19 protein-coding genes are annotated in these 22,392 nt (G+C 51.4%); 16 read left to right on the top strand and 3 right to left on the bottom strand.

What is annotated here, in order from left to right; genetic code table 11:
- The first annotated feature begins 4 nt into the window (after positions 1-4).
- From sufB to MHI42_RS10165, 4 genes are all read left to right on the top strand, one after another.
- On the top strand, positions 5-1,402 hold the full coding sequence (sufB, locus tag MHI42_RS10180; RefSeq protein ID WP_342423686.1) for a Fe-S cluster assembly protein SufB: 1,398 nt from the start codon (positions 5-7) through the stop codon (positions 1,400-1,402).
- Positions 1,403-1,579: 177 nt separating this feature from the next.
- Positions 1,580-2,128: a dihydrofolate reductase family protein gene (locus MHI42_RS10175; RefSeq protein ID WP_342423685.1), complete on the top strand. Its 549-nt coding sequence runs from the start codon at positions 1,580-1,582 to the stop codon at positions 2,126-2,128.
- A 656-nt stretch (positions 2,129-2,784) separates the two neighbouring features.
- A complete protein-coding gene (locus tag MHI42_RS10170) occupies positions 2,785-4,554 on the top strand; it encodes an ABC transporter ATP-binding protein (RefSeq protein ID WP_039300219.1) in 1,770 nt (589 codons plus the stop codon).
- Positions 4,551-6,419 carry an ABC transporter ATP-binding protein gene (locus MHI42_RS10165; protein WP_081969908.1) on the top strand — a complete coding sequence of 623 codons (1,869 nt, stop codon included), beginning with the start codon at positions 4,551-4,553 and terminating at the stop codon, positions 6,417-6,419. Before MHI42_RS10170 ends, MHI42_RS10165 begins: the two co-directional genes overlap by 4 nt.
- Before the next feature lie 73 nt (positions 6,420-6,492).
- Here the strand turns inward: MHI42_RS10165 and MHI42_RS10160 are convergent, their stop codons facing one another.
- The gene (locus MHI42_RS10160; protein ID WP_039300213.1) at positions 6,493-6,741 is read right to left on the bottom strand and encodes a hypothetical protein; all 249 of its coding nucleotides are present in this window, start codon (positions 6,739-6,741) and stop codon (positions 6,493-6,495) included.
- A gap of 236 nt (positions 6,742-6,977) precedes the next feature.
- On the opposite strand from MHI42_RS10160, the gene MHI42_RS10155 reads away from it, so the two are divergent.
- The 3 genes from MHI42_RS10155 (at position 6,978) to MHI42_RS10145 (ending at position 11,423) form a co-directional block, all read left to right on the top strand.
- Positions 6,978-7,826 carry a PRD domain-containing protein gene (locus MHI42_RS10155; RefSeq protein ID WP_171717967.1) on the top strand — a complete coding sequence of 283 codons (849 nt, stop codon included), beginning with the start codon at positions 6,978-6,980 and terminating at the stop codon, positions 7,824-7,826.
- 225 nt (positions 7,827-8,051) lie between these two features.
- Entirely contained in the window at positions 8,052-9,914 is a 1,863-nt protein-coding gene (locus MHI42_RS10150; RefSeq protein ID WP_342423684.1) for a beta-glucoside-specific PTS transporter subunit IIABC, read from the top strand.
- Between the two features lie 51 nt (positions 9,915-9,965).
- Positions 9,966-11,423, top strand: a complete 1,458-nt coding sequence (locus tag MHI42_RS10145; RefSeq protein WP_342423683.1) for a 6-phospho-beta-glucosidase — start codon at positions 9,966-9,968, stop codon at positions 11,421-11,423.
- An 83-nt stretch (positions 11,424-11,506) separates the two neighbouring features.
- Here the strand turns inward: MHI42_RS10145 and MHI42_RS10140 are convergent, their stop codons facing one another.
- Positions 11,507-12,547, bottom strand: a complete 1,041-nt coding sequence (locus MHI42_RS10140) for an HD-GYP domain-containing protein (RefSeq protein ID WP_039300202.1) — start codon at positions 12,545-12,547, stop codon at positions 11,507-11,509.
- Between the two features lie 66 nt (positions 12,548-12,613).
- Positions 12,614-13,339 (bottom strand): molybdenum cofactor biosynthesis protein MoaE, encoded by a 726-nt coding sequence (locus MHI42_RS10135; protein WP_342423682.1) that lies wholly within the window; start codon positions 13,337-13,339, stop codon positions 12,614-12,616.
- A 152-nt stretch (positions 13,340-13,491) separates the two neighbouring features.
- Here MHI42_RS10135 and MHI42_RS10130 point away from each other — a divergent pair, with 152 nt between their 5' ends.
- The 9 genes from MHI42_RS10130 to MHI42_RS10090 all read left to right on the top strand — a co-directional run bounded on the left by MHI42_RS10130 (position 13,492) and on the right by MHI42_RS10090 (position 22,325).
- Positions 13,492-14,931 carry a bifunctional UDP-sugar hydrolase/5'-nucleotidase gene (locus MHI42_RS10130; protein WP_342423681.1) on the top strand — a complete coding sequence of 480 codons (1,440 nt, stop codon included), beginning with the start codon at positions 13,492-13,494 and terminating at the stop codon, positions 14,929-14,931.
- A 74-nt stretch (positions 14,932-15,005) separates the two neighbouring features.
- Positions 15,006-15,833, top strand: a complete 828-nt coding sequence (locus tag MHI42_RS10125) for an undecaprenyl-diphosphate phosphatase (RefSeq protein ID WP_042211663.1) — start codon at positions 15,006-15,008, stop codon at positions 15,831-15,833.
- A 151-nt stretch (positions 15,834-15,984) separates the two neighbouring features.
- Positions 15,985-17,088, top strand: a complete 1,104-nt coding sequence (locus MHI42_RS10120) for an HD domain-containing phosphohydrolase (protein WP_171717962.1) — start codon at positions 15,985-15,987, stop codon at positions 17,086-17,088.
- A gap of 208 nt (positions 17,089-17,296) precedes the next feature.
- Positions 17,297-18,439: a radical SAM/CxCxxxxC motif protein YfkAB gene (yfkAB, locus tag MHI42_RS10115; RefSeq protein WP_342423680.1), complete on the top strand. Its 1,143-nt coding sequence runs from the start codon at positions 17,297-17,299 to the stop codon at positions 18,437-18,439.
- A 12-nt stretch (positions 18,440-18,451) separates the two neighbouring features.
- On the top strand, positions 18,452-19,816 hold the full coding sequence (locus tag MHI42_RS10110; RefSeq protein WP_171717994.1) for a CNNM domain-containing protein: 1,365 nt from the start codon (positions 18,452-18,454) through the stop codon (positions 19,814-19,816).
- 197 nt (positions 19,817-20,013) lie between these two features.
- On the top strand, positions 20,014-20,229 hold the full coding sequence (locus tag MHI42_RS10105; RefSeq protein ID WP_042135306.1) for a spore coat associated protein CotJA: 216 nt from the start codon (positions 20,014-20,016) through the stop codon (positions 20,227-20,229).
- 3 nt (positions 20,230-20,232) lie between these two features.
- Positions 20,233-20,499, top strand: a complete 267-nt coding sequence (locus MHI42_RS10100) for a spore coat protein CotJB (RefSeq protein WP_042135308.1) — start codon at positions 20,233-20,235, stop codon at positions 20,497-20,499.
- A 46-nt stretch (positions 20,500-20,545) separates the two neighbouring features.
- Complete coding sequence (locus tag MHI42_RS10095) at positions 20,546-21,115, top strand: manganese catalase family protein (RefSeq protein WP_171717959.1); 570 nt, start codon at positions 20,546-20,548, stop codon at positions 21,113-21,115.
- Positions 21,116-21,494: 379 nt separating this feature from the next.
- The gene (locus MHI42_RS10090; RefSeq protein ID WP_342423679.1) at positions 21,495-22,325 is read left to right on the top strand and encodes a protein kinase family protein; all 831 of its coding nucleotides are present in this window, start codon (positions 21,495-21,497) and stop codon (positions 22,323-22,325) included.
- Positions 22,326-22,392 lie beyond the last annotated feature (67 nt).

Genomic DNA, 22,392 nt, shown 5'->3' with positions numbered 1-22,392 from the left:
CACCATGGCTAAGAAAGCGCCTGATATGGAAGAGTACCAGTATGGATTCCGTGACGAGCACAAGTCGATATTCCAGTCTGGTAAAGGGCTCACGGAAGAAATTGTCCGGGAAATCTCCGCAATCAAAAACGAGCCGGAATGGATGCTTAATTTCCGTCTGAAATCCCTGGAGCAGTTCCGCAAGATGCCAATGCCTAAATGGGGAGGCAATCTGGACGATCTGGATTTCGAGGATATTCAATATTATGTAAGACCTTCGGAGAAGCAGGGTAAGACCTGGGAAGAAGTGCCTTCCGAGATCAAGGAAACCTTCGATAAGCTGGGTATTCCCGAAGCGGAACAGAAATTCCTTGCCGGTGTCTCGGCACAGTATGAATCTGAGGTTGTATACCACAGCATGCAGAAGAACCTTGAGGATCAGGGCGTAATCTTCACCGATACGGATTCTGCACTGCGTGATCACCCTGAGCTGTTCAAGAAGTTCTTCGGTACCATCATTCCTCCGGCAGATAACAAGTTCGCGGCACTTAACAGTGCAGTATGGTCCGGCGGCAGCTTCATCTATGTTCCGAAGGGTGTGAAATGTGAAGTGCCTTTGCAGGCCTACTTCCGTATCAACTCCGAGAACATGGGGCAGTTCGAGCGTACGCTGATTCTTGCGGATGAGGACAGCTTCGTGCATTATGTTGAAGGCTGTACCGCACCAATCTATAGCACCAACTCCCTGCACAGTGCAGTCGTTGAAATCCTGTGCATGAAGAATGCGCGTGTGCGTTACACAACCATTCAGAACTGGGCACCGAATATCTACAACCTGGTAACCAAACGTGCAGTGGCTGAAGAGAATGCGACGATGGAATGGGTTGACGGCAACATCGGCTCCAAGCTGACGATGAAATATCCGGCAGTTGTGCTTAAGGGCCGTGGAGCCAAAGGTTCGGTATTGTCCATTGCGGTTGCCGGTAAGAACCAGCACCAGGATGCAGGCGCCAAAATGATTCATCTGGCACCGGACACCACCTCCACGATCGTCTCCAAGTCGATCAGCAAGCACGGCGGCAAGGTGACTTACCGCGGACTCGCTTCCTTCGGCCGTCAGGCAGAAGGCGCGAAATCCAATATCAAATGTGATACGCTTATTATGGATAACGAGTCCACCTCGGACACGATTCCTTACAATGAGATCATGAACGATAACATCGTGCTTGAGCATGAAGCTACCGTGTCCAAGGTCTCTGAAGAGCAGCTGTTCTATCTCCAGAGCCGCGGCCTGACGGAAGCTGAGGCTACGCAGATGATCGTTATGGGCTTCATCGAACCGTTCACTAAAGAGCTGCCGATGGAATATGCGGTAGAAATGAACAGATTGATTAAGTTCGAGATGGAAGGCTCCATCGGTTAAACAGGAGCTTCGAGTATAACCAAGTAATATCCAGTACGTGCCCACAGATTCTTGACGCAATATTGTCTAAGAACTGTGGGCATTTTTATGGGGTATGGGAAATTGTACAACGTGAAATAATGTAGTGGACACAGGAGAAACTGCATAAATTATCTTTCCGGTCCCAAGGAGGCCCCGATGAGAAAATTGGTCGTATCAGAGTTTTTGACGCTCGATGGAGTAATGGAGAATCCGCAGTGGACTTTCGCCTATGGAAGTGAAGAACAGGAGAAATACAAGTTCGGTGAATTGAAGGATGCCGATGCTCTGCTACTGGGGCGTGTGACGTATGAGGCATTTGCCGCTGCCTGGCCCAATATGCTGGAGCAGACCGGGGAATACGGCGAGATGATGAACGGTTATGCCAAACATGTCGTCTCCACAACACTCTCCGAAGTCACCTGGAACAATTCAAGCCTCATTAAGGACAACCTGGCGGAGGAGATAACTAAGCTCAAACAGCAGCCGGGCCGGGATATTCTGGTATTCGGCAGCTGTACGCTGGTACAGAGCCTGATCAGCCTGGGTCTTGTGGATGAATTCCGCCTGATGGTATTCCCGGTGCTGCTTGGCAGCGGCAAACGGCTATTCGGTGAAGGACTTAAGGAGCAGGGACTTCATCTTACAGATACCCGGAAATTCTCCCCGGGCGTGGTTGTGGCCAGCTACGTACCGGTTAAGGATTAATGAATAAGCTTAATGAACTTGCTTAATGAACAAGTGCAAGCACCGGAGCAAAGCTGTTATGCTCTGCTGCTTGTGCTTTTTTTGTGTGTAGTCACGATGAAGTGGACTGAGAAGCGCTTATTTCTTCAAAAAGACCCATATTGTCGCTGAAACGGACTGAGATTCCGTTATATTGTATTTTCGCGCCTGAAAGGAGGGCGGGTGATCAAATAAAGGAATTTGAGTCCGGGTGACAGGCAAATTCTCCTGATTTGTCCGATTAGCGGATTTTCAGTCCGCCTCAGGCAGGAAGGGGGCCGTTAAAGGCTTGCAGCGACGCTTTTGTAATATTAATACATAATATTCCTTTTAACGGACGGCCAAAAAGCAGTTTAGCAGGGTTGAATCTTGCTATATCTTAATTGAGCAGTATTTACGAGGAAATAGGAGGAATTAAAGCTATGGGAGGGCTTTACTACATGCTTAAGCCTAGTTTTTTCCGAAAAAACAAGGAAAATGCTCATTTCTCCCCTTTGCCGCATTAAATCATGGGTGATAAACTGCTTAAAGTCCCTAAATTGAAAGCGCATAAAAAGGTTGCTTAAGATGTGAGGTTTGGGGACTAAGACCATGCTTACGAAGTAGCTTTACTTCGTAAAGCTTTAAGGAGGAGAGATATGGATGTTCTCAGGCAACTGCGGGGCTTTTATCGGGAGAAACTGCACTATTTGATTCTGTCGATTATATGTTTGGCGGCCGCAACTGCAGTGGGGCTTATTACCCCCAATTTGTTAAGGAGATTGATTGATGATGTTATTGTTCCCCTAAAGTTTACTGAGGTGCCCGTACTCGCTCTTAGTGTGCTTGCTGTAATTATTGTTAAGGCCTGCCTGCAATTTGCCCATGGCTTCTTCGGTGGACGGCTGGGGAATTTTCTGGCCTACCGGCTGCGCAATGCCTGCTATGAGAAGCTGCAATTCCTGTCCTTCCGTTACTATGATACGGCGAAGACAGGTGACCTGATGTCCCGGCTGACCGGGGATTTGGAAGCGATCCGGATGTTCATCGGCTTCGGATTTGCCCAATTGCTGAATGTATTTTTCATGGTTTTGTTCGGTTCCATCATGATGTTCACAATCAACTGGCAGCTTACGCTGGTTACTCTGATCACTATGCCGTTCCTGGCTGTAGTTGCACTCAGATTCGAATCCAAGATTCACCCGGCCTTTCAGGAGATGCGTCTGGCGTTAAGCTCCCTGACAACGGCTGTACAGGAGAATGTCACCGGGGTGAGAACAGTCAAATCGTTTGCCAGAGAGGCCTACGAGGTTGAGAAGTTCTCACACCGTAATGAACGTTATAAGGATAATCAGATTTTTGCCGCCGAACTATGGAGTAAATTCTTCCCTGTGATGGAGCTGCTCGCTTCGGTCAGTGTAGCGATATTGCTGGGGGTTGGCGGTACACTGGTCATTAACAAGCATATGTCGCTCGGAGAACTCGTCGCTTTCTTCAGCCTGATCTGGTATATTATCGGACCGGTATGGGGCCTTGGCTTCCAAATCAACAACTATACCCAGTCCAAGGCATCGGGAGAACGCGTGCTTCAAGTCCTTAATCAGCAGATTGATGTGAAGGATAAAGAGAATGCAAGTGAGCTTGTACCGTCCGAAGTGAAAGGCGAAGTGGATTTCGATCATGTTACTTTTGCTTACGGGAATAAGATGCCGGCTGTCAAGGATATTCACTTCCATGCTGAGCCAGGTGCGGTCATCGGATTTTTGGGAGGAACCGGCTCCGGGAAATCCACCATTACCCAATTGATGATGCGTGCTTATGATGTGAATCAAGGAAGTATCAAGCTCGATGGGGTGGATATCCGTGAATTCCAGGTCCGCAGTCTGCGGGCACAGATCTCGACAGTGTTCCAGGAGACGTTCCTGTTCTCCTCCTCCATCCGCAATAATATCTCCTATGGACTCAAAAATGTCAGCATGGATGAAATCATCCGTGCCGCCGAGCTGGCGAAGGCGCATGAGTTCATTATGGAGATGCCGGAGGGCTATGATACCGTGGTAGGTGAACGCGGGATGGGCCTCTCCGGCGGACAAAAGCAGCGGATTGCCATTGCCCGCGCGCTGCTGAAGAACCCGCGGATTCTTATTCTGGATGATGCGACCAGTGCGGTCGACATGGAGACGGAGCATGAGATTCAGGCAGGATTCCAGGAGGTTATGCGCGGACGTACAACCTTGATCATTGCCCACCGGATCTCATCTCTGCGCCATGCTGACCAGATTATAGTTATGAATGAAGGGAAGATGGTGCAGCAAGGTACGCATAAGGAACTGATTGAGGTTCCGGGACCGTACCAGGATGTATACCGGATTCAATATGCCGATTATTTGGCCAGGGATAATGAACTAGGGGCAGGTGATCCGGCATGAATCTTGAGACATCCAAGCAGACCGCAAGTGCGGCATTAGAGAAGGATAACAGCAAGGCAGAGGAACAGACTTTGGAGGAGCGTTTCGTCTACAAGGATGATGACGTGATTGACAAGGCTTTTGACTGGAAGCAGTTCACCCGCCTGTTCGGCTATATGAAGCCGTATGCCAGGCAGATGCTGCCGCTCGTCGCGGTAATGATGATTCTCGGTACAGTGACGAAGCTGACGGTTCCGTTCCTGACAAGTATGGCGATTGATAAGGCAATTGCTCCCGAGGACGGCAACTCAAGTCTTACGCTGCTATACACGCTGACGGCCAGTGTTATTGTGCTATATCTGATCCAATGGATCGCCGGTGTGTACCGGATTAAGTATACGAATGTGATCGGGCAACGGGTCATTTATGATCTGCGTTCGGATCTGTTCCGCCATATTCAGAAGCTCTCCTTCAACTTCTTCGATAAAAGACCGGCCGGATCGGTACTGGTGCGGGTGACGAATGATATCAACTCGCTGCAGGATTTGTTCACGAACGGGGTCGTCAACCTGATGATCGACTGTGTGCAGCTGGTCGGCATTATGGTCATTCTGCTGCTGATCAACTGGAAGCTGGGACTTGCGGTAATGATTACTGTACCGGTTATGTTCCTGATCTCCACCAAGCTGCGGCAGCGGATCCGGATCGCCTGGCAGGATGTGCGGATGAAGAATTCCCGGATCAACTCCCATCTGAATGAGTCGATTCAGGGGATTCGCGTGACCCAGGCCTACACCCAGGAAGAAGAAAATATGCATTATTTTGATGCCATGAACATGGACAGCCGGAAATCCTGGAACAAGGCTTCGGCAATGAACCAGGCGTTCGGTCCGATTATTGAAGTCACCGGCGGCTTCGGAACGATGATCCTCTTCTGGTTCGGGGCTTATCTGATCCAGTCCGGTGAGCTTACCGTTGGTTTCCTGGTGGCCTTCAGTACGTATGTCAGTAACTTCTGGGACCCGATTAACCGTCTCGGCCAGATGTACAATCAGCTGCTGGTGGCCATGGCTTCCTCGGAGCGGATCTTCGAGTATCTCGATGAGCAGCCTGCGGTTCAGGATAAGCCGGGCGCAACGCCGCTGTCCAAGATTCAGGGAGACATTCACTTTAACAAGGTCGTATTTGAATATGAAAAAGGCCGCGCCGCGCTCAAAGGCATTGATCTCGATGTGAAAGCCGGCCAATCGATTGCCCTCGTCGGCCATACCGGCTCCGGTAAAAGCACGATCATCAACCTCATCGGCCGTTTCTATGATATCAAGAGCGGCGACATCACGATCGACGGCAGAGATATCCGTGATGTAACCCTGCAGAGTCTGCGGGAACAGATCGGGATCGTGCTACAGGATACCTTCATCTTCTCAGGAACGATCCGGGACAATATCCGGTTTGGACGGCTGGATGCTACAAATGAGGAGATTGAAGAAGTTGCCAAGGCAGTGGACGCGCATGACTTCATTATGAAGCTGCCGGGCGGCTATGAGACCGAAGTTGAAGAGCGCGGCAGCGCACTGTCCATGGGCCAGCGCCAGCTGCTGTCCTTCGCCCGGGCGCTGCTCGCCGATCCGCGGATTCTGATTCTGGATGAAGCGACAGCCAGTATCGATACGGAGACGGAGATCAAGATCCAGGAAGCGCTGAAGCTGCTGCTTCAGGGCCGGACCTCCTTCATCGTAGCCCACCGGCTCTCCACCATCCGCCATGCGGATAAGATTGTGGTGCTGGATCATGGCGAGATCAAGGAAGAAGGCAATCACGCCGAGCTTACCGAGCGTGACGGCATATATAACGGTTTAATTGAAGCGCAGTTCCGCTTCTTATAGCTGAATGACAGACAGCAGCCCTCCCCGGCACACTTTAATTAGCAGGGAGGGCTGCTGTTATTTTTATAGAAATTCACCCCTGCCGCTTGGCGGCTCTGCCGGTTACCCGGACCTCCAGCATCTGTGCACTGATCTCCTGCTGCCACTGAGAGTCTTTCGTATGTGCCGCCAGCATGGCTTCATTATTCAGCCGGGCCATTTCCCAGCAGTACACCGTGTTGACATGAAGGCAGTGCTGCTGCTCGTCACGTTCCGCTGCGGCCAGCGGCCGCTTCAGACTAAGGGTATACAGCTCGGCAAGGCGCTGATGAACTGCAAGCATAGGTTATCTCCTCCAAATGATCGTTTGCTATCAGCCTAGCCTTGGAGGCCGGGATTCAAACCGGGGAAAATAAAGTTCTTGAAATCGCTTTTTTTTATGCTACAATAACAGTAATACAGGATTGTGACCGGTAACGCGGGCAATGCCTAAGCTGATGCGAGTATCATTTTCTTAATGATATTGGGATCAACTTAGGCTTTTTTTGTACAAACTATATGGCGGGAGGTGAGATAGAGATGATTATCGAGAAGGTGCTGAACAACAATGTACTTCTGACCAAGAACCAGAAAGGCAAGGAAGTCATTGTCATGGGCAGAGGGATTTCCTTCAACAAGGTGGCAGGGGATTATGTGGATCCGGCTAAGGTGGACAAGATTTTCCTGCTTAATGAGAACGAATTCACGGCAAGGCTGACGGAGCTGCTGAATGATATTCCAGTGGTGCATCTGGAGCTGGCCAATGAGATCGTGATGTATGCGAACGGGGTGCTGGGCACAGAGCTGAGTGATAACCTGTATCTGACGCTGACGGACCACATTCATTTTGCGCTGCAGCGTTTCGAAAAGGGAATCATGCTGAAGAACGCGATGCTGTTCGAAATCAAACGCTTTTACAAGAAGGAATATGAGATCGGGCTGGATGCCCTTAAGATTATCGAGCAGGCAACGGGCCTAGCGCTTGGTGAAGATGAAGCCGGTTTTATTGCCCTGCATCTGGTGAATGCCAGGATGGATGGCGGCAATGAGATGAGATCAACCGTCAAGATGACGGAAATCGTGCAGAATATTCTGAATATTGTTACCTATCACTACAAGCTGGTGCTTGATGAGACTTCGCTCAATTATTCGCGGTTCCTGACGCATCTGCAGTATTTCTCCATGCGGATCCTGAAGAAGGAGACCAATAACAGCGGCGAGGAGTTTCTGTATAACCAGGTGAGGCAGACTTATGTCAAGGCCTTCGAATGTGCAAGCAAGATCAATGAGTATCTGGAGAAATCCCATGGCCAGAGCTTAAGCAAGGATGAATATGTCTATCTGACCATTCACATCCAGCGGGTGACGGACCGTAACAGTCTGGAATAACACATTCCCTAAGCGAACCCTCTAACTTCATATTTTCCATCCTTCAGGGTGTAACTGGTAATGCAGGCAAAACCTGAACTGATGGCAAAACTAGCGTTTTTTGACGCCCTTTTGCCCTGAGTTCAGGTTTTTCTTGTTTGCAGGGGGGGATAATAGAACTTGCTGGCACAACCCGCCTCTGCAGCGATGTTTAATCAATCGAGAAATATAAAGGAGCATACCCAAGTGAGCAATAAAGACTTATCCAAACAGATTATTACACTCGTTGGCGGAGAAGGTAATGTGAATTCCGTATTCCATTGTGCAACGCGCCTGAGATTCAAATTGAAGGATAACAGCAAGGCTAATAAAGCAGCGCTTGAAAAGACGCCGGGAGTCATTACCGTGGTGGAGAACAGCGGCCAGTTCCAGGTCGTCATCGGCAACAATGTCAGCCAGGTGTTTGAGCAGATTATGAAGGAAACCTCTTTGCAGGATGCAGAGAAAAGCGGTAATGACGAAAGCTCCGAAAGTACCGGTGTACTCGGCAAAGCGGTCGATATTATTTCAAGCATCTTCTCTCCGATTCTCGGGGCGCTCGCCGGTGCAGGGATTCTCAAGGGCCTGCTGGCTTTGATTCTCTCGCTGGAATGGATCAGCGGCACCAGCGGTACGTATCTGATTCTCAATGCAGCGTCGGACAGTGTGTTCTACTTCCTGCCTGTGTTCCTGGCAGTTACAGCGGCGCGTAAATTCAAAGCCAATCAATTTGTCTCCATAGCAGTAGCCGGGGCGCTGATATACCCTTCGGTCATTGCTGCTGTGGGTTCGCCGGACCCGCTGAACTTCCTGGGGATCAAGATTGTGCTGATTAACTATTCCTCCAGTGTAATTCCGATCATTCTGGCGGTATGGGTACAATCCTATGTGGAGAAATGGTTCCGTTCGTTCATTCATGAATCGGTCCGAAATATTCTGGTTCCCATGTTCGCGCTCTTAATTGTAATTCCGCTTACGTTCCTGGCCTTCGGACCTGTAGGCTCACTGATCAGTGACGGTTTGGCTTCCGGTTATACCTGGTTGTACAATCTTAGTCCTTTGGTTGCCGGAGCTATTGCCGGGGCATTCTGGCAGGTATTCGTGATCTTCGGCGTGCATTGGGGCTTTGTGCCGATCATGCTCAGCAACATTGCTACGCTGGGGTATGATACGATGCTGCCAATACTCTGTGCAGCAGTTCTGTCTCAGGCCGGTGCAGTATTCGGCGTATTCCTGAAATCCAGAAACCCGCAGCTCAAAGCTCTGGCCGGTTCTTCCACACTGGCAGCCATCTTCGGGATTACTGAACCGACAATCTACGGGGTTACCCTGAAGCTCAAGAAACCGTTCATCTATGCCTGTATCTCCGGTGCGATCGGTGGGGCGATTATTGCACAAGGCGGCGCAAGAGCACTGTCCTTCTCCTTGCCGGGACTGCTGGCCTTGCCGACTTATTTCGGAACCGGATTCATCTGGGTAATCATCGGCATACTTGTAGCCTTCGTACTCGCTGCTATTCTGGTATTTGTGCTTGGGTTTGATGACCCGGCAGCCGATACAGCAGCTTCTGTTAACTCAAGCGGACCGGCTAACCCGGCTACACCCACGATGATTGACAAAGAAATGGTGGTAAGTCCTCTGGCAGGAGCACTGCAGCCGCTCGAAAGTCTGCCCGATGAAGCTTTTGCTTCCGGCGCAATGGGTAAAGGCATTGTCATCGAGCCGTCCTCCGGGATGCTGACTTCTCCGGTGAACGGAACGGTAACCACGGTATTCCCGACAGGGCATGCGATTGGCATTACTTCGGATGGCGGCGCAGAGCTGTTGATCCATGTAGGAGTCAACACGGTGAAGCTGAAAGGGAAACATTTTGACAAAAAGGTACAAGAGGGAGATAAGGTCGTGCAGGGTCAGCTATTACTGGAATTTGACCTGGAAGCTATCCGTGCGGCAGGCTTTGTAACAGCGACTCCGGTCATTGTCACCAACTCGGCAGAATATCTCGATGTTCTGAAGAATACCGGAAGCGAAGTAACAAACGGCGAAGCTTTGCTAACCCTAATACACTAGAACCCGTGCTCCAATGAGCAGGTACTTACGACTTCTAAAAAGGAGATACACATGACTAATTTCAAACAGAAATTTCCGGATAACTTCCTGTGGGGAGGGGCTACGGCCGCGAACCAACTGGAAGGCGCTTACGATCAGGGCGGCAAAGGCCTGTCCAGTGCGGATATGGTAGCCTACGTGCCCAAAGCAGAGCGCAGCAATGATCATGCCATCGAAATCAGCTCCGAGCGGATCGCGCAAATTCTGTCCGGCGAATTCAACGCACGTTTCCCGAAACGTGAAGGGGTCGACTTCTACCACCGCTACAAAGAGGACATCGCTTTATTTGCGGAAATGGGCTTCAAGGTGTTCCGTCTGTCGATCAACTGGGCCCGGATCTATCCGAATGGCGATGATGCCCAGCCGAATGAGGCCGGTCTGAAGTTCTACGACGATGTATTCGATGAGCTGCATAAATATGGAATAGAGCCGCTGGTTACCCTGGCGCATTACGAAACTCCGCTCGGTCTGACGCAGAAATACAACGGCTGGGCCTCCCGCGAACTTGTGGACTGCTTCACCCGCTATGCCGAAACGGTGTTCCGGCGTTATAAGGATAAAGTGAAATACTGGATCACCTTCAATGAGATCAATATGATGACCCTTAGCCCGTTCACCGGCGGCGGTGTTGTCATTGACCGTGCAGGGAATAAGCTGCAGACGATATACCAGGCCCTGCATCACCAGTTCATTGCGAGCTCGCTGGCTACCAAGCTGGTGCATGAGATTATCCCCGGTTCCCGGATGGGCTGTATGCTGGCGCGGATGGAGAGCTATGCGGCTACCTGTAATCCCGAGGATGTGCGGCTGAACCAGCATGAGAATCAGCTGAACCTGTACTTTACCGATGTCCATGCACGCGGCGAATATCCGAAATATATGGACCGTTATTTTGCAGAGCACAATATTGAACTTCACAAAGAGCCGGGCGATGATGAGCTTCTGAAGCAGTACACGGTGGATTATGTGGCATTCAGCTACTACATGACCCTCACGCTGTCAGTTAGTCCTGAAGGCGAGCGGGCGCAGGGTAATCTGTTCGGCGGGATAAGAAATCCTTATCTCAAGGCCTCGGAATGGGGCTGGCAGATCGACCCGACCGGGCTGCGGATTATGCTGAACACGATGTATGACCGTTACCAGAAACCGCTGTTCATCGTTGAAAATGGGCTTGGGGCGTATGACAAGGTTGAGCCGGACGGCTCCATCCATGACAGCTACCGCATCGATTATCTAAGACAGCATATTGCCCAGATGAAGGAAGCCATTATGGACGGTGTGGAACTGATCGGCTATACAAGCTGGGGACCGATTGACCTGGTGAGTATGTCTACTTCGGAAATGTCGAAGCGCTACGGCTTCATCTACGTGGATCTGGACGATGACGGTAACGGGACGTTGGACCGTTCGAAGAAAGACTCTTTCTATTGGTACAAAAAGGTCATCGCCAGCAATGGTGAAGAGCTATAGCCTGCGTTAAAAGAAAAGGAGATTCGCTGACCCGTATCCGGGTTCAGGAATCTCCTTTTTGCATGAATGTATATGTAGCCGGCCTATTCCATATAGATTTCTACGACCGCAATTTTGCGTTCGCGCGACAGATCAAGGAATTTGCCTTCGCTCTGCACGAGCGGCCGGAAGACATCCAGCGGGTTGTTCATAATGATTACACCCATATCTCCGGTGCTGAGCAATACGCGTTTGCCGATAAAATTAGGCATCAGATGCTGAATGAAGGCTTGTACCGGTTTGCCGTTCAGCTTGCCGAAGCTGAGCGAGTTGATCTCGCGCAGTACGGAAATCAGCTCCTGCTTGGACTGGTAGACCCGGTGGGAGGTCATGGCGCTGTATATATCGGCGACCGCTGCAATCTGGGCATAAGGATGAATATCGTTCTTGGTAAGCTGGTGCGGATAGCCGGAGCCGTCTTCACGTTCATGATGCTGCAAGGCGACTAAAGCTGTGAAAGGATCATTCATGGAATTCTGAATGATTTCGTGCCCGTAAACCGTATGTAGTTTGATTTCGTCGAATTCGGCAGCGGTCAGCTTGCCGGGTTTGTTCAGAATATCAGGGGAGATCCGGCATTTGCCGATATCGATCAGGTATCCTGCACGGCCGATCTCATAACACTCCGCCTTGGAATATCCCAGCCAGGAGGCAATATAATAAGATAGCATCCCAACCTGCAGGGAATGGTTGTAGGTATAATTGTCTTCCCGGTCAAGCAGCAGAAGGAGTGAGACGACATCTTTGTGTTTGTCGAGCGTGGATAACGTCGGCTGGAGAATATCGTCTACAACGGACTGATTGAAGCTTCCCTTAGTGAGTGCTTCCATATATAGAGATTCAAAACCATCGATCATGATGTCGAAGCTGCCGGAAGCAGCCTGGATGATTGAGGATCTGCTTGAGGGTGCGGGTTCTTCCTGCACCGTTTCAATATCTACATAATCTACGCCATGCTGTATCAGCTTGGCGATCTCCTCCAACTGGAGCCGTGATCCTTTGGGGAGTACATGCAGCCCGCGTGAGCTGAAGGTATCCATCCGCAGATGATCACCCGGTTTTAGATCCATGACGTGTACTCTCAATGAATATGCCACCTTACTATAGCGATTTTTTCCAGCATAGCAACAAAGTCGGGAATATTCAATGGTTTAGGAGTACTGTTTATAGCTGGAGGATTCTTCAGCCTGGGGATCTTTCCCGAGCCACTGTGAGCCTGAATCCCGGATGTCCTTTTTCCATACGGGGACTGAGACTTTAAGCGCCTCAATGGCGTAACGGCTGGCCTCATAACAGGTATCGCGATGCGGTGCGGACACGGCAATGACAACACTGGCTTCTTTGATTCCTACGAGTCCGATCCGGTGTGCAATTGCGCAGTGAGCCTGCCAGCGTTCTTGAATCTCGAGGCCTATCTCCTGCAGCTTCTTCAGTGCCATGGGCACGTAAGCTTCATAATGAAGGGCGGTTGTCTGTTGATCTCCAGTCATCTCCCTGGTCGTGCCGACAAAGAGGAGTGAGGCTCCGTGGTTAACATCCTGCACCTTCTCCAGGAGCAGCTCAGCCATTAAGGGCTGATCCGTAATGCTGAACAGGCCGTCTGCTGTCTCGCCAGCGGCAGCTTCAGGTTCTCCGCCGGACACGGGCGGGATCAATGCCACCTCGGAGCTTTCGGCAATCTCTGTATCATCCGGGGCATATTCCCGGTCAACGGCAACCAGGGATACTTTGATCTGCGGAGCAGCATCGGGATACGAAGCGGAGAGCAGTTCTTTCAGTTTGCCGGCTGTCAAAGGCGACTCATGGGCATGAAATGTCAGAGTAGAGGAGCCGATGACTTCGGCCAGACCCGCAAACAGTCGAATGGACACATGCATGATTTAATCACCTCGTAATTACATAAGTTAGGACAGCTTATAATGATTACAATATACCATAATGAGCCTGAAAATGTTATGCTAACTCTAGAAGAGCACAAGCCTGCCGCTTACACTATAAACGGCTGTACAAGTGGGAGGGAAGCAAGCTTATGAAGCCTGAGCCGCAAAGATTAACCATTCTTCATACCAATGACATACATAGCCATTTTGAAATGATGAGTCCTGTCGCGGCAGAGATTTCTGCAATGAAGGCTGCTGCAGGCGAAGGTCCGGTGCTGCTGCTGGATATCGGCGACCATATGGACAGGGCTGCCGTAGAGACGGAAGGCACGATGGGGCAGGCTAACATCGATATTATGAATCTGACCGGATATGATGCCGTAACTATCGGCAACAACGAAGGCCTTACCTTCTCACAGGAGATGCTCTCGGCTATATTTACCGGCATCCAGTGTCCTGTGGTGTGCTGCAACTTCCTGGAGTCTGCAACCGGAGAGCCTCCGCACTGGATGCAGCGCCATGCCATCCTGGAGAAGGACGGGATCAAGATCGGGCTGACCGGTGCCACGGCAGCGTTCACTTCCTTCTACTCCCTGCTGGGCTGGGATGTGCTGGACCCTGAAGAAGCGCTGCGCGAGCAATGTGAACTGCTGGCACCGCAAGTGGATATCCTGATCATTCTGTCTCATCTGGGGCTGCCCGCAGACCAGAAGCTGGCAGAGAATCTGGAAGGTGTACATGCCATTCTGGGCGGACATACCCACCACATGCTGGAGAAGCCGCAGATGATAAGCGGCACGGCCGTATGCGGCGCCGGCAAATTCGGCCGGTATCTCGGACGGCTGGTATTCGAGCGGGAGCAGCCGGACGGAGTCTTCCGGCTGGCTGAAGGGGGATGTACCGCAGTCAATGGCGCGCTGACTGAAGAGATCATCGCTCCGGCGGCAGCAATTCACCTGCAGCGCGGCCGTGAGGTGCTGCAGGAGACCGTTGCCATCAGCGACCGCGGGCTGCCGCTCGACCTGCAGGGCGAATCACCGTTTGGCAACCTGCTCGCACAGGCTGTCCGCCGCTTCACGGGCAGCTCCTTCTCGCTTGTCAATTCCGGGCAGCTGCTCGGCTCCCTGCTGGAGGGCAATATTACGGCAGGCATGCTGCATGCCCTATGCCCTTCCCCGATTAATCCGTGCATTGTACAGCTCACCGGCAAGGATATCCGCACTGCGCTGGAACAGAGTCTAATGGAGGAATACCGCAACAAGGTAATCTACGGCTACGGATTCCGGGGGAATATGCTGGGCAGTCTGGCTGTCGACGGATTAAAAATCTTGTACGATCCAAGGGTCATGCCGTATGATAACGGTATTGCGATTTTTGTCGGCGGAGAGAAGCTGGAAGACGGACGGGAGTATAGCGTCGGCACGCTGGATATGTTTACATTCCGCACCGGGTATGAGAGTATAGCGAATGGCCGGGAGCCTGTCTATTTGCTGCCCCATTTTCTGCGCGATCTGCTGCGGATGGAGCTCCAGCGCCCGGGGAGTCTCGATGAGAGCGAAGTTGCCCGCTGGGTGAGCCTGGCCACCTGATACATCCCGCAATTCATTCAAACATTAGAAGTCATAGCTGCACCAGGTTTCATTGACTAGATCAGGAGGATTATATGGATACAATTACAGCAATAATTCTGGCAATTGTAGAAGGAATAACCGAGTTTATCCCGGTATCATCAACGGGACACATGATTCTTACCACGAAGCTGCTGGGGTTTGACGAGCAGGATTCCATTATGAAGACGTATGAGATTGTCATTCAGCTTGGGGCCATTCTGGCCATTGCCATTGTCTACCGCCAGCGGATTCTGAATCTGCTGGGGATCGGCCGCAGCGGAAGAAGCAGAGGCGGAGTCATGCCGGCATCACGCCTGAACCTGATTCATGTGCTGCTGGGTATAGTGCCTGCGCTCGCCGTAGCTTTTTTTGCCCGTGATTTCATCAAAGGCCTGTTCGGCGCATCTACGGTTCTCTGGGCACTGGTGGCCGGCGGGATTCTGATGATCGTCGCGGAATGGGTCAACAAACGCAAGATTCGCGTGACCGCGCATGAGCTGGATGATCTGTCCTACGGGCAGGCGCTGGCGATCGGACTCTATCAGATCATTTCCGTACTCTGGCCAGGGTTCTCCCGTTCCGGTTCGACCATCTCCGGGGGGATGCTCAGCGGGGTCAGCTACAAGGCTTCGGCGGATTTCTCCTTCCTCATCGCGATTCCGATTATGTGTGCGGCCTCGGGCTATGAACTGCTGGATTCCTACCGCAATTTCACGAATGATACGATCTGGTATTTCGCCATTGGCTTCGTGATTTCTTTCGTGGTGGCCTATGTGGTAGTTGTTCTGTTCATGAGGATGATCCAGAAGATCAGACCGACCCATTTCGCGATTTACCGGTTCATACTTGCGGCTGTCTTCTGGCTGTTCATTATGCGTTAAGCTCACCCGGCTTAGCATCACCGGGCAGGAGATGCAGACTTACATACATGCGCTTGTCCGGTCGCTCAAGGTAACGGTATAGGCACAGCGTTTGACCCAAGGATTCCGAAGCAGAATAGCAATTTACCGTTAAAGGCAGGAGTGAGCCAAGGTGCGTTTAGTATCCGTGAATCGGCTTCAGGCGGGAATGAAGCTGGGTAAAAAAATTTATAATGATGAAGGACTGGTTCTGCTCGCTGATGGAGTAGAGCTTACTGATGCCCTGATCAAGCGGCTCGCTAAGATCGATATCGGCTATATCTATATAGAGGATTCCGTCACGGAAGATGTCGTGATTCCCGGAATGCTGCAGGATGAGACGCGAAATCAGGCGCTCAAGGTAATCAGAAATCAATTTCAGCAAATGTCCGGCGCTTCGGGAATTACCAAAGGCTTCTACCACCTGGATAAGAAGTTCTCCAAAGTGATGGATTCTATACTGGATGATATGTCGTCACAGGAAGATCCGATGATTATGCTGCTGGATATGCACACCGCAGACAACTATCTGTATGTGCATTCCCTGAACGTATGCCTCTACACACTGGTGCTTGGCATTGCCCATGGCTACAGCAAGGAAGAACTGCGGGTCATCGGACTCGGTTCGCTGCTGCATGACATCGGCAAGACACAGATTCCGGTCAAAATTGTTCAGAAGCCCGGGATGCTTAGTGAAGATGAATTCAAGCATATGCAGGCGCATACCGAGATCGGTTACCGCATTCTTAAGGAAGAGCCGAATATCCCGCTGCTCGCGGCCCATTGTGCACTGCAGCATCATGAGCGGATCGACGGTTCCGGCTATCCGCGCGGTCTGACTGGCCCGCAGATTCATGAATATGCGAAGTGGCTGGGTGTGGCGGATTCCTATGATGCGATGACCTCCAACCGGATCTACAAAAAAGCCATGCTGCCGCATCAGGCGGTCGAGGCGCTGTACGTCGGCTCCGGCACGCTGTATGAGCAGAAGCAGCTGGAGATTTTCAGAGACCGTGTGGCGATCTATCCTCTGGGGCTTACCGTCAAGCTTAGCACCGGCGAGAGCGGTGTTGTGGTCAAGATTGATCCCAGCATACCGCACAGACCTGTTGTACGTGTGCTTAACGGCCCGGAAGGGGAACCGGTCACCCCTTATGAGCATGACCTGGGCAAAGCCCTCTCTGTAGTCATTGTAGATGTGACTGATGGCGGAGAAATTATAGTGAAGAGCACTTGATTAGCGTTGTTAGCAGCGAGGAAAGAATACAGGTGTCCGCTTGGGTGCGGAGCTGTATTCTCGCCTTGCTGTTTTTTTGAAATTACAGCAAATAAGCGGCAGATGCGCAGTTTTTCGCTTGTCGTGGTATGATATAGCGTAAGTTATCGTTCTTTTTCAATTGTTTTGGGTTAATAATAAGGAATAAGCATTAAAGGAGCATTAAGAAATGAGTATATTAGAGCCATCATCATCGTCAATACCTGTACAAGAGCTGTCGCCGGAGTACGATCCCTGGGATCCGATTACCTCTCTTCGCCAGCACGGGCGGCATGTGCTGACCAGCGTAGAGATGACGGTGACCAATCTGTGCAACATGCGCTGTGAGCACTGCGCAGTTGGAGACAGCCTGACTATGAAAGAAGGGGAGCTGCTGCCGCTCACCAATATGCTGCGCCGTCTGGAAGAGGTAGAGCATCTGCAGACCATCAGCATCACCGGCGGGGAGCCGATGTTCCGTGCCGGAACGGTGGAGAACACCATCGTGCCGCTGCTGAAATATGCACGTGAGCGGGGGATCCGTTCTCAGATCAACTCGAATCTTACCATGCCGTATTCCCGTTATGAGCAGCTGCTTCCATACCTGGATGTCATGCATATCTCTTTCAACTATGTTAACGGGGATGACTTCCACGAGGTGGGCTTCGCGAACAGCGGGCATCCGGTCTCGAAGGAAGCCGCCTACCGGCTGTATGACACCATGCTGGAGAATTCCCGCCGGCTTAGCGAGGACGGTATGCTGATCTCGGCGGAGTCGATGATTAATTACCGTACGCATACGAAGCTCCCTGAGATTCACAAGCTGATCGGGGAGATGGGGGCAAGACGCCATGAGGTGCATCCGATGTATGCCTCCAGCTTTGCTTCCAAGCTGCCCGTATTGTCACTCCAAGAGATGAATGCAGCCATTCATTCCCTGCTGGATGCCCGGGACCCTGAGATGTGGATGCTGTTCGGCACGCTGCCGTTCTTCGCCTGCAGCTTCCTGGAGGAAGACCAGCAGCTGCTGCGCAGACTGCGCAGTGAGAAGAATGTTACTCTGCGCAATGACCCGGACGGGAGAAACCGGGTGAACGTAAATTTATTTACGGGCGATGTATTCGTAACAGATTTCGCCGATATTTCTGCATTTGGCAATATCAGCAGCACCAGGCTGGATGACATTTTCACCGAGTGGCAGACTAAGCATCCGCTGAATCAGAAAGTGAATTGCTACTGCGATGCCGCCGGCTGCTGCGGGCCCAACCTTCTGGTAGCCGATATGTATTATCCTGAGGTTGATTTCAAGACAAGAAAAGCGATCACTCTGTAGAAATGGGGCGTTATTATAGTGCATACGGAATTTGACATAGGAAGCTTAGTGCTTAATCTTTTGCTCGTTCTGGTGCTCGTATTATTGAATGGGATCTTCGTTGCGGCGGAGTTCTCGCTGGTAAAGGTCAGACAGTCACGTCTGACCCAGCTGGTCAGCGAAGGCAACAAAATGGCCGGGTATGCGCTGAAGGTCAATAAAAGACTGGATTCGTATCTGTCTGCCACCCAGTTCGGGATTACGCTCGCCTCACTGGGACTCGGCTGGGTCGGAGAACCGGCGATCTCTGAGCTGCTGGTGGAACCGCTGATGTATCAGCTTGGCGTATCGGATCAGACCCTGATCTCTACGGTATCTGTGATTATCGGGTTCTCGATTATTACCTTCTTACATATTGTGCTGGGTGAGCTTGCACCGAAGTCCCTGGCGATTCAAAAAACTGAAGGCTCAGCGCTGCTGCTGTCCGCTCCGCTGATGTTCTTCTATAATGTGTTCCTGCCCTTCATCTGGGTGCTGAATGCGTCGGCTAATGCGCTGCTGAGGCTGGTTGGTGTTGAACCGGCCAGTGAAGCCGAAGCTGCCCACTCGGAAGAGGAGATCCGTATCCTGATGAATCAGAGTGCGAAGAGCGGGGTTATCGACAAGGACGAGATGAAGCTGATGGACAACATCTTCGAATTCTCCGATCTGCTGGCCCGTGAAGTGATGCTCCCGCGTACGGATATGGATGTACTGTACAGCAATCTCCCGCTGGAGGAGAATATGCGGATCATTACAGAAACGAAGCATTCCCGGTATCCGGTAGCCTTCGAGGATAAGGACCGGATTATCGGCTTCATCCATATTACAGATCTTCTCTTCGCACCGCTGGAGCAGCAGAATGACCTGGCTTCACTGGTCCGGCCGATTCTGAATGTGCCGGAATCGATGGAGATCAGCCATGCGCTCCGTCTGATGCAGAAGAACAAAGCCCAGCTGACCCTGGTCGTAGACGAATATGGCGGGACTGCGGGGCTGCTGACCGCCGAAGAGATTCTGGAAGAGATCGTCGGCGATCTGCATGACGAATTCGAGGATGAACGCCCGAGTGTGGAGCACAACGGAGAATATATTTCCGTTGAAGGCCGCATGTTGATCGAAGACGTGAATGATCTTACTGGCGTCATCATCGAGGATGAAGAAGTGGATTCGATTGGCGGCTGGCTGTTCAAGGAGCTGGAGGGGAATCCGTCCAAAGGCAAACAGGTGGTGGTCGGCGACGTCACCTTTGAGGTAGAGGAGTCCACCCGGCTGCGGATTACCCGGATTAATATCCACCGGGCGAATCCGCCGGAGTCCGCAGAGGATGCAGAAGATACGGAAGAAGATAAAGATTAAGCAGGGCAATTGCTGAAATGAAGCAGTTAAATTGTAACAGGGTACATTGGCAGCCGCTAAAGGCTGCTGGTGTGCCCTGTTTTTTTGCAATTGCGTTCTGATATCCCTTAGAGCTGTCATAAATTAGTTACGAAGGTATCTATCAGATAATACATTCATGGAACGATGCTCATCAAACTTTGAGGAGGAATGAAACTTTGAACTCCCAGGAACGTGTATGGACACCGTATAGGGGACCGTTTGATCCCTGTCCGCCGGTGCCGTTCAAGACGTATGTAGTACCGCCGAACCAATTCATTAATTTTCAGCCCCCGAATCTGCCGCAGTTCTCCCTGCCGGAAGCGCTGAAGTACGGAACGCTGTGGCCCGCGCTGTTCAGCCCGTATGAGTCCAAGTCCAAAGGAGGGAAGTAGGCGATGGAAGCTAATCCTTGCGAACCCCGCTATTACGAAATGCTGGAGCAGCTGCAGGTGCTCGATTTCGCACTGGTGGAGCTGAATCTGTACCTGGATACCCATCCTGAGGATCTGAAGGCCATTGAGCAATTCAATCAGCTGACCTTCGAACGCACGAAGCTGGCCAACCAGTTCCAGGAGCTATACGGCCCGCTGCAGAACTTCGGACGTGCGTATTCCAAATGTCCGTGGGAATGGAGTCAGAGTCCCTGGCCTTGGCAAGTCTAGCGGCCCGGTCAGGAATGAATAAGCCTAAGGAGGGGGAAGTGCACGAATGTGGATTTATGAGAAAAAGCTGCAATACCCGGTACGTGTCGGCAAATGCGATGTGCGTATGGCACGTTATCTGATGGAGCAATACGGCGGGGCGGATGGAGAACTGGCGGCGGCTCTGCGGTATATGAATCAGCGGTATGCGATTCCCGATAAAGTAATCGGCGTATTAACGGATATTTCGACTGAAGAATTTGCTCATTTGGAAATGATTGCCACGATGATCTACAAGCTGACCAAGGATGCGTCTGTGCAGGAGCTGGAGGCTGCTGGTTTAGGTCCGAACTATGCCCAGCGCGATCATGCGCTGTTCTACCAGAACTCGGCAGGAGTACCGTGGACAGCTGCCTACATCCAGGCCAAGGGTGACCCGCTCGCAGATCTCTACGAGGACATCGCGGCCGAGGAGAAGGCCAGAGCTACATACCAGTGGCTGATCGACATGACGGATGATGTGGATCTGCAGGACAGCCTCAAGTTCCTGCGGGAGCGGGAGATCGTGCATGCGCTAAGATTTAAGGAATCTGTGCAGATTCTGATTGAGGAACGGGATAAGAAGAAGGTGTTCTGAGGAGCTTAATCCTGCCCAAAATACAACATTTCGCTCATGAATTCGAGCCTAACCGGAAATTGTTGTACAAAAGGCAGGATTTCTGCTTGTCTACGCGGCTATGCGGGATAATTGTTGTATTTCATACAGGAATCCTCGCGAACAGCCTGGTATTTTGGGATCAAAGCTGCAGAACATACAACATTTAGGATACATACCTAAGGGGCTGTTCCAAAAGCCATGAAATGGCTGGTTGGATAGCCTCTTTTTTTCTGTAGCTAACTCCCTGCCTTTGTGCTGACCTGCCGTGCGTCCGGTGCCAGATAAGAACATCTGTGAGATAATACAGCTACTGATGTTCAATCTGGCGCAGGAAGCGGAAAGCGGAAGGGGGAGCATAATGGTTATGGCATTTGAACGGTGGCGCGGATTCATCCGGGCCTGGCAGGATTATCCCTTCCCGGAAGGGGCTGTGATTGGCGGACGTTATACAATAGAGGCTTTGCTGGGAGAAGGCAGCTACGGGCTGACGTACCTTACCCGGAATCCTGAAGACGGGACGCCTCTAGCACTCAAACAGTCCAGACCCAGTAAGAAAGCGGTTGGCCGGGCGATGCTGGCCAGGGAGAGTGCTATTCTACGGGTAATAGAGCATCCTAACATTCCGGCTTGCCGTGATTATTTTGAATATAAAGGCTCGAATTGGCTGGTTACCGATTATATTGCGGGGAAGACGCTGGAGGATCTGATCTTTGATGAACAGATCGTCTACGGTGAGCGGGAATGTCTGGCCACGACGCTGAAGCTGATGGAGCGGGTTGCCCATGTCCATTCGCGCGGATACGTTCACCTGGATCTGCGGATTCCCAATGTGATTCTCCAGAATGAAGACCTGTACTTAATTGATTTCGGATTGGCAGCAAAGATTGGAGAGGCGGATACGGCACAGCAGCCGCAGAAGGGGAAAAGGAAAGGGAAGGATATGCCGGAACGCAGGCCGCCGGTGATCGCCTCGGATTTGTACGATGTAGGACAACTGATGCTGTTCATTTTGTATTCCGGTTATAAGCCTGTACGGGGAGGGGCGGAGCGGAGCTGGCGGGAAGAGCTGGAGTTGTCACCTGGAATGCTGCAGATGCTGTCCCGTCTGCTTGGAGAGCAGGAGGCCTATACGGACACAGCTGTATTTATACGTGAAGCCCGAGAATTGTATAAGAGTCTGCTGCGTTAATATCTGTTCAAAAAAAGGCGCCCTCAGCCAAATGCTGACAGGCGCCTTATGAATGTGTAGGAAGTAA

Origin of the sequence: Paenibacillus sp. FSL E2-0178, from assembly GCF_038593005.1 — a bacterium.
Classification (GTDB): Bacteria; Bacillota; Bacilli; order Paenibacillales; family Paenibacillaceae; genus Paenibacillus_AQ; species Paenibacillus_AQ phytohabitans.
This window is presented reverse-complemented; position numbering and strand designations above follow the sequence as displayed.

What these genes read in the sequence shown, in the direction of transcription:
- sufB (WP_342423686.1), top strand. Translation starts at nt 5, where the DNA reads ATGGCTAAGAAAGCGCCTGATATGGAAGAGTACCAGTATGGATTCCGT.
- MHI42_RS10175 (WP_342423685.1), top strand. Translation starts at nt 1,580, where the DNA reads ATGAGAAAATTGGTCGTATCAGAGTTTTTGACGCTCGATGGAGTAATG.
- MHI42_RS10170 (WP_039300219.1), top strand. Translation starts at nt 2,785, where the DNA reads ATGGATGTTCTCAGGCAACTGCGGGGCTTTTATCGGGAGAAACTGCAC.
- MHI42_RS10165 (WP_081969908.1), top strand. Translation starts at nt 4,551, where the DNA reads ATGAATCTTGAGACATCCAAGCAGACCGCAAGTGCGGCATTAGAGAAG.
- MHI42_RS10160 (WP_039300213.1), bottom strand. Translation starts at nt 6,741, where the DNA reads ATGCTTGCAGTTCATCAGCGCCTTGCCGAGCTGTATACCCTTAGTCTG.
- MHI42_RS10155 (WP_171717967.1), top strand. Translation starts at nt 6,978, where the DNA reads ATGATTATCGAGAAGGTGCTGAACAACAATGTACTTCTGACCAAGAAC.
- MHI42_RS10145 (WP_342423683.1), top strand. Translation starts at nt 9,966, where the DNA reads ATGACTAATTTCAAACAGAAATTTCCGGATAACTTCCTGTGGGGAGGG.
- MHI42_RS10135 (WP_342423682.1), bottom strand. Translation starts at nt 13,339, where the DNA reads ATGCATGTGTCCATTCGACTGTTTGCGGGTCTGGCCGAAGTCATCGGC.
- MHI42_RS10130 (WP_342423681.1), top strand. Translation starts at nt 13,492, where the DNA reads ATGAAGCCTGAGCCGCAAAGATTAACCATTCTTCATACCAATGACATA.
- MHI42_RS10125 (WP_042211663.1), top strand. Translation starts at nt 15,006, where the DNA reads ATGGATACAATTACAGCAATAATTCTGGCAATTGTAGAAGGAATAACC.
- yfkAB (WP_342423680.1), top strand. Translation starts at nt 17,297, where the DNA reads ATGAGTATATTAGAGCCATCATCATCGTCAATACCTGTACAAGAGCTG.
- MHI42_RS10100 (WP_042135308.1), top strand. Translation starts at nt 20,233, where the DNA reads ATGGAAGCTAATCCTTGCGAACCCCGCTATTACGAAATGCTGGAGCAG.
- MHI42_RS10095 (WP_171717959.1), top strand. Translation starts at nt 20,546, where the DNA reads ATGTGGATTTATGAGAAAAAGCTGCAATACCCGGTACGTGTCGGCAAA.
- MHI42_RS10090 (WP_342423679.1), top strand. Translation starts at nt 21,495, where the DNA reads ATGGTTATGGCATTTGAACGGTGGCGCGGATTCATCCGGGCCTGGCAG.